At 56.2% G+C, this 6,260-nt stretch carries 5 protein-coding genes; 2 read left to right on the top strand and 3 right to left on the bottom strand.

The genetic code is table 11. From position 1 onward, the window contains the following. Positions 1-87 precede the first annotated feature (87 nt). The gene (locus tag ACZRMH_RS08145) at positions 88-1,173 is read right to left on the bottom strand and encodes a sigma-54 interaction domain-containing protein (RefSeq protein WP_464012968.1); all 1,086 of its coding nucleotides are present in this window, start codon (positions 1,171-1,173) and stop codon (positions 88-90) included. A 331-nt stretch (positions 1,174-1,504) separates the two neighbouring features. Between ACZRMH_RS08145 and ACZRMH_RS08150 the strand changes: the two genes are divergently transcribed. Together ACZRMH_RS08150 and ACZRMH_RS08155 are read left to right on the top strand one after the other, a co-directional pair. Then, the gene (locus ACZRMH_RS08150) at positions 1,505-2,674 is read left to right on the top strand and encodes a cysteine desulfurase family protein (RefSeq protein WP_464012969.1); all 1,170 of its coding nucleotides are present in this window, start codon (positions 1,505-1,507) and stop codon (positions 2,672-2,674) included. Between the two features lie 59 nt (positions 2,675-2,733). Beyond that, positions 2,734-4,554, top strand: coding sequence for an aminopeptidase P family protein (locus ACZRMH_RS08155; protein ID WP_464012970.1), 1,821 nt, complete (start codon positions 2,734-2,736; stop codon positions 4,552-4,554). 53 nt (positions 4,555-4,607) lie between these two features. Here the strand turns inward: ACZRMH_RS08155 and ACZRMH_RS08160 are convergent, their stop codons facing one another. Both ACZRMH_RS08160 and rhtA read right to left on the bottom strand, forming a co-directional pair. Beyond that, positions 4,608-4,889 (bottom strand): hypothetical protein, encoded by a 282-nt coding sequence (locus ACZRMH_RS08160; RefSeq protein ID WP_464012971.1) that lies wholly within the window; start codon positions 4,887-4,889, stop codon positions 4,608-4,610. Positions 4,890-5,040: 151 nt separating this feature from the next. Then, on the bottom strand, positions 5,041-5,940 hold the full coding sequence (gene rhtA, locus ACZRMH_RS08165) for a threonine/homoserine exporter RhtA (RefSeq protein ID WP_464012972.1): 900 nt from the start codon (positions 5,938-5,940) through the stop codon (positions 5,041-5,043). Positions 5,941-6,260 lie beyond the last annotated feature (320 nt).

Raw genomic sequence — 6,260 nt, forward strand, 5'->3', positions numbered from 1 at the left:
AGACCTTTTGCCTGCCGATAGCCCAACGTCGCTTTAAACGATGGGCAAACCGTTTACAGCTATCGTCAGGCACTGCTGATGTGACTATCAATAGGCGAGGGCGTCCGCCTCCACCCGTCGTGTATTGACTGAGAGTGCGCCGAGCTTGATCAGGCGGGTGCGGGTGACGTTGCGGCTCAAACCCAGCAGCTTGGCCGTGTGTACCTGATTGTGATGGCAGAACTCATAAGCCGCACGCAACAGGGTGTCTTCAACGGTTTCATGCAGGGCGCCGGGCTCCTCTTCGAACAGTTTACGAAAGGCCCGTTGCAACAGGTCCCGTGTGCTGTGTGTGGCGGGTTGCGGTGCGGCGAAGTCCTGACGTCTGCTGCGCGGCTGGGGCAAGCGCAGATCCTGCACCGTGATGGTTTGATTGCGGCACAGCAGCAGGCTGTGGTGTACGACGTTTTCCAGTTCGCGAATATTGCCCTGCCAGGGGTGGTGGACAAGTACCTGTTCGGCGCACTCGCTCAGGGCTGTTGGCCCGTGGGGCAGGCGTTGGCGATAGGTTTTAAGAAAATGTCTGGCCAGCGGCAGGATATCCCCCGGACGCTCGCGCAACGGCAGCAAGCCAAGGCTGACCACGTTCAGGCGGTAATACAGATCTTCCCGGAAATGACCGGCGTCTATAGCCTGCTCCAGGTTAACGTTGGTGGCGGCCAGTACGCGCACGTTGATTGGCGTGCTTTTACGTGAACCCAGGCGCACCACTTCCTGCTCCTGCAGGACGCGCAGCAGCTTTACCTGAATGGTCAACGGCAAATCGCCGATTTCATCCAGAAACAAGGTGCCGCCATCTGCCTCTTCGAACCAGCCGGCTTTAGCGGCCAGTGCGCCGGTAAACGCGCCTTTTTCATGGCCGAACAACTCGGCTTCAACCAGTGATTCTGCAAACGCGCCGCAGTTGACAGCCACAAATGGCTTCTGGTGACGGTGGCTGAGCTGATGAATATGCCGCGCAACCAATTCCTTGCCCGTGCCGGTCTCGCCAATGATAAGCACACTGGCATCACTGGGGGCGATTTGTTGCAAGTGCGCCAGCAGGGCCCTGGACGCGGGATCTTCAAAAACCTGAGCGGTGGCGCGGATAGACGTGGCCAGTGCCGGGGTGGCCGGTAATGTTAAAAGCTGCATTGACAGCTCCTTTTAACAGGGGCTCTGCCCACAAAAGGAAAGCCGAAGGCAGCTTTATAAAGTTATTTTGTTATTCCGTAAACTAACCTAATTCCATATTTATATATCGATATTGCATATCGGACTTGCGCCGTGACCTGTTTTTAGCGCTTTATAAGACCCTGCATTGCAGATGACCTGAATTTGGGATTTTTCCTACGGTTTTTCTTTTAAACAGATCTTTTTTCACCTGGCTCGATCGGGTATTTCTAACCGCCGCATTTTCAAGTGGCTTCATTATCCTTGAATCAGGCACTGCCTGATTCCGAAATGCGCACAGTGGGTTTGAACAATGAACAAGCGACCTCTTTATTTCGATTACGCGGCCACCACGCCTGTGGACGCTCGTGTCATTCAGGTGATGGTCGATTGCCTGGGCTTTGAAGGCAACTTTGGCAATCCTGCTTCGGGTTCCCATGTGTTTGGTCAGCAAGCCCGGCTTGCGGTAGAACTGGCGCGCAAGCAGGTCGCGCAACTGATCAACGCGCAACCAGAACAGATTATCTGGACCTCGGGTGCAACCGAGTCCAACAACCTTGCATTGAAGGGTGTGGCTCAGGCCAGTGGCCAGTCCCGTGGCCATATCATCACCAGCCAGATCGAGCACAAGGCAGTACTGGATACCGCGCGCTTTTTGCAGGGTTCGGGCTTTGAAGTGACGTATCTGGCACCCGATGCCAACGGGCTTGTCAGTGCCGAGCAGGTCAGTGCCGCGCTGCGGGCAGACACGCTGCTGGTGTCGCTGATGCTGGTCAACAACGAACTGGGTACGGTCAATGACATTCCGGGTATCGGGCTTCGCGTGCGCGAGCATGGTGCATTGTTCCATGTCGACGCCGCACAAGGTGCAGGCAAGGTGGCCATTGACCTCGGTGAGTGGGCGGTGGATCTGATGTCCTTCTCGGGGCACAAGATCTATGGTCCCAAAGGGATCGGCGCCTTGTATGTAGGGCCACGAGCACAGGACCGGCTACAGGCGCAGATACATGGCGGTGGTCATGAATCCGGGCTGCGCTCGGGAACCCTGGCTACGCATCAGATTGCAGGCATGGGTGCTGCTTTTGCCCTGGCCAGCGAGTCATTTGCCGAGGAGCAGGAGCATATTCGCAGCTTGCGTCAGCGTCTGCTGGAACAACTGGCTGATGTGCCGGGGCTACAGTGTAATGGGTGTCCGACCCGGCGAATTCCCCATACCTTGAGCCTGACCTTCAGCGAAGGGCATTTCAACACCGCAGCCTTGAGTGCTGCGCTGGCGTATTCGGCCACATCGGCGTGCAACTCGGCCAGTAATGCACCCTCCCATGTGTTGCTGGCGTTAGGGCATGATGCAGAAAAGGCGGGTCGAACAATCCGCCTGAGTCTTGGCCGCTTTACCAGCGAGCAGGACATAGAGGCTGCAGCAAAAGCGATCAAGGCATCTGTCGCTGCGCCTGCACCGTTCTGGGCGGTTGCCCAGTCCTAGTCGCTGAGCCATCATCATGGGCGACAACTAATAATTATCAGTGATTAGCAGGAGACAGGATGAGTACTCAGTCGTTGAATTCGGGATCGGTTGTGGAGCGTCTGGCCCGCACCCGGGTGCTGATGAACCAGAATGGTATTCATGCCTTGCTGGTGCCCTCGGCCGATCCCCATCTTTCGGAGTACTTGCCTGCGTATTGGCAGGGCCGTCAATGGTTGTCGGGCTTTTACGGCTCTGTTGGCACCTTGATCGTGACGCCCACCTTTGCTGGTGTATGGGCTGACAGCCGTTACTGGGAGCAGGCTGCCAAGGAGCTCACGGGCAGCACCATTGAACTGGTCAAGTTGCTTCCAGGCCAGCCTGGCCCTCTGGAGTGGCTGGCCGAACAGGCGCCCGAAGGTGCAACCGTTTGCGTGGATGGTGCGGTTCTCGCGCTGGCCTCCGCGCGTACGCTCGAAAGCAAACTCAAGGAGCGCGGTGCGGTTTTGCGTACCGATATTGACCTGCTGAGCGAGGTCTGGCTGGATCGGCCAACACTCCCTGTGCAGCCAATTTACGAGCACTTGCCCCCGCAAGCAACGGTCAGTCGCGTAGAAAAACTGGCGCAGTTACGCGATACCCTCAAGCAGCGCAAAGCGGATGCTCACTTTATTGCAACCCTGGATGACATCGCCTGGCTATTCAACCTGCGCGGTTCGGATGTCTCCTTCAACCCGGTGTTCGTGTCGTTTGCGTTGATCGAGCAAGAGCGGGCAACCCTGTTCCTGGACCTGAATAAAGTCAGCCCCGAGTTGCGTGACACACTGGCCCGTGACGGTGTTGATCTGCGTGATTACGCCCGGATCAATGCTGCGCTGGCATCTTTGCCGGCGGCAACCCGCTTGCTGGTGGATCCTGCCCGCGTGACCTGCGGGTTGCTCGGCAATCTGCAAGCTGAGGTAACACTGGTAGAAGGCTTGAACCCGACCACCCTGGCCAAGTCGCAAAAGAGCCTTGATGATGCGGTCCATATCCGTCAGGCCATGGAGCAGGATGGCGCTGCTCTTTGTGAGTTTTTCGCATGGCTGGAAACAGCTCTGGGGCGCGAGCGCATTACTGAACTGACCATTGATGAGCATCTGAGCGCTGCCCGTGCCCGTCGCCCGGGGTTTGTATCGCTGAGTTTCAATACCATCGCTGCTTTCAATGCCAATGGTGCAATGCCCCATTACCACGCAACCGAGCAAGAGCATGCAGTGATCGAGGGCGATGGCCTGCTGCTGATCGACTCGGGCGGGCAGTACCTGGGCGGGACAACCGACATTACGCGCATGGTCCCTGTGGGCACGCCAACCCTTGAGCAGAAGCGCGACTGTACCCGTGTATTGAAAGGGGTCATTGCACTTTCCAGGGCTCAATTCCCCAAGGGGATCCTGTCACCTTTGCTGGACTCGATTGCCCGGGCACCGATTTGGGCCGAGAACGTCGATTATGGCCATGGCACAGGGCATGGCGTCGGCTATTTCCTGAATGTGCATGAAGGGCCTCAGGTTATTGCCTACCAGGCAGCTGCGGCACCACACACGGCAATGCAGCCGGGGATGATTACCTCGATCGAGCCTGGCACCTATCGCCCGGGGCGCTGGGGCGTGCGAATCGAGAACCTGGTATTGAACCGTGAGGCGGGGGCTTCGGAGTTCGGGACATTCCTGAAGTTTGAGACCCTGACACTGTGTCCGATTGACACCCGTTGTCTGGAACCGTCATTGCTGAGCCGAGAGGAGCTGGAGTGGTTTGATGCTTATCACGCCCAGGTTCGCGAGCGTTTGAGCCCGCTGCTTGAGGGGCCGGTTCTTGAATGGTTGCTGGAGCGCACGGCACCGCTTTCGATTACAGCCTGATATTGCGGCCATGCAGCTGGGTCATCTGACTGCATGGCCACAAGGCCCGGTGACTACTTACAGATAACGATCATGCTGCGGCTGGTATAGCCCGCCGGGTTCAGCCCGAACGGGTAATCCCCTGGTTCTTCGGCAGCATCGCCTGATTTGGCGATGACTCGGTAGCCTTTGGTGCCACAAGCCTTGTCAGCTTCGGCGTAGCACTTGTTCCACGATGAGGACAATCCAGAGCAATTGATATGCAAGCCTCTTTTGCCATGTTTGACGGCGGTTTCCGAGGTTGCAGCGCAGCCGGCTACAGCAAGTACGGCTAAAGCTACCAAAATTCGTTTCATTCCTGTCCTTAAAGCGTTTGTGCCGGATTACGGGATGCACAATTCGATGGCCATTTTCCATGGCTGCTGTGGATATCCTTATCCGGAATCATCCCAAGTGATTCACGAGTGACAAACATCCTCTAAATGAGAGTCAATTGCCAGAACTGAGTCATTTAGCAGGCTTTTTGTCAGCTACAACGGGTGTTGTGTGGTTGCGCATCGTCAAGGTCGCACCAATGGAAGCCATGATGATGCAACAAATGGCCATCCATTGTGTAAATGAAAGGATCTCATTCAGAAACAACAACCCTGACAGTGCTCCAAATGCCGGTTCTATGCTCATAAGCGTGCCGAATGTGCGGGTAGGCATGCGTGTGAGGGCAATCATCTCCAGCGTATAGGGCAGGGCGGTAGACAATAGCGCTACGCCAATGGCTATCGGAATCAGGCCGGGGGTCAATAATGCGGCACCGGCGTGGTACACGCCGATAGGCGCGAAGAAAAGTGCAGCAATAATCACGCCTAAAGCTGCAGTCTGCACCCCATTGTCAGCGCCGGCCCTTTGCCCATATAGAATGTACAGTGCCCAGCAGACCCCGGCGCTTAGCGCGTAACCCGCGCCGACAGGGTCGATACCCTGAGCACTTTCGCCAAAAGGTATGAGTAGCAGCAGACCTGTGATAGCCAGGCCTATCCATATAAAGTCGATGGGCCTGCGGGAGGTATAAATGGCGACTGCCAGAGGCCCGGTAAACTCCAGGGCCACGGCGATACCCAGTGGAACGCTGCGCAAGGACATATAGAAGAGGAAATTCATCCCTCCCAGGGCTATCCCGTAAACGATAACGGTCTTCAAGGACTTGGCGGTGAGCCTGGCTCTCCATGGTCGCAGGATCAGCAGCATGATAATGCTGGCGAATGCCAGGCGCAGGCTGGTTGTTCCTTGGGCCCCGATAATGGGGAACATGCTTTTTGCCAGCGACGCGCCGGACTGGATCGAGGCCATGGCGATTAGCAGCAAGCCAACAGGGAATAGCGTCGCTACGAGGCTATGGGGGAGCTTTGTCATTAAGGAGAGTGCCTGGCAGAGGAGGTCTAAAGGCAGGCATAATGCTTAAGTAATGAGATATGTGCAATATAGTGCGCACTTTGAGAGTGCTTTCTATCTATAAAGCTTCGCAATGCGATAGTTTTGATTAATGCTTGACTCAGAATTCCAACGGCCTATAATTCGCCCACTTCCGGCGCAGTCGAAACGGAAAACTCCTTGAGTTTCAATGAGTTGGATTTGTTTTCGGCAGTGTCAGCTTCAAGTCATCGAAGCAGGAAATGAGGTGTTGACAGCAGCGTGTAACGCTGTAGAATTCGCCTCCCGCTAACGAGAGATCG

The organism is Pseudomonas sp. B414 (assembly GCF_055408445.1).

Coding starts and splice junctions, on each gene's coding strand:
- ACZRMH_RS08155 (WP_464012970.1), top strand. CDS start 2,734: ATGAGTACTCAGTCGTTGAATTCGGGATCGGTTGTGGAGCGTCTGGCC.
- rhtA (WP_464012972.1), bottom strand. CDS start 5,940: ATGACAAAGCTCCCCCATAGCCTCGTAGCGACGCTATTCCCTGTTGGC.
- ACZRMH_RS08145 (WP_464012968.1), bottom strand. CDS start 1,173: ATGCAGCTTTTAACATTACCGGCCACCCCGGCACTGGCCACGTCTATC.
- ACZRMH_RS08160 (WP_464012971.1), bottom strand. CDS start 4,889: ATGAAACGAATTTTGGTAGCTTTAGCCGTACTTGCTGTAGCCGGCTGC.
- ACZRMH_RS08150 (WP_464012969.1), top strand. CDS start 1,505: ATGAACAAGCGACCTCTTTATTTCGATTACGCGGCCACCACGCCTGTG.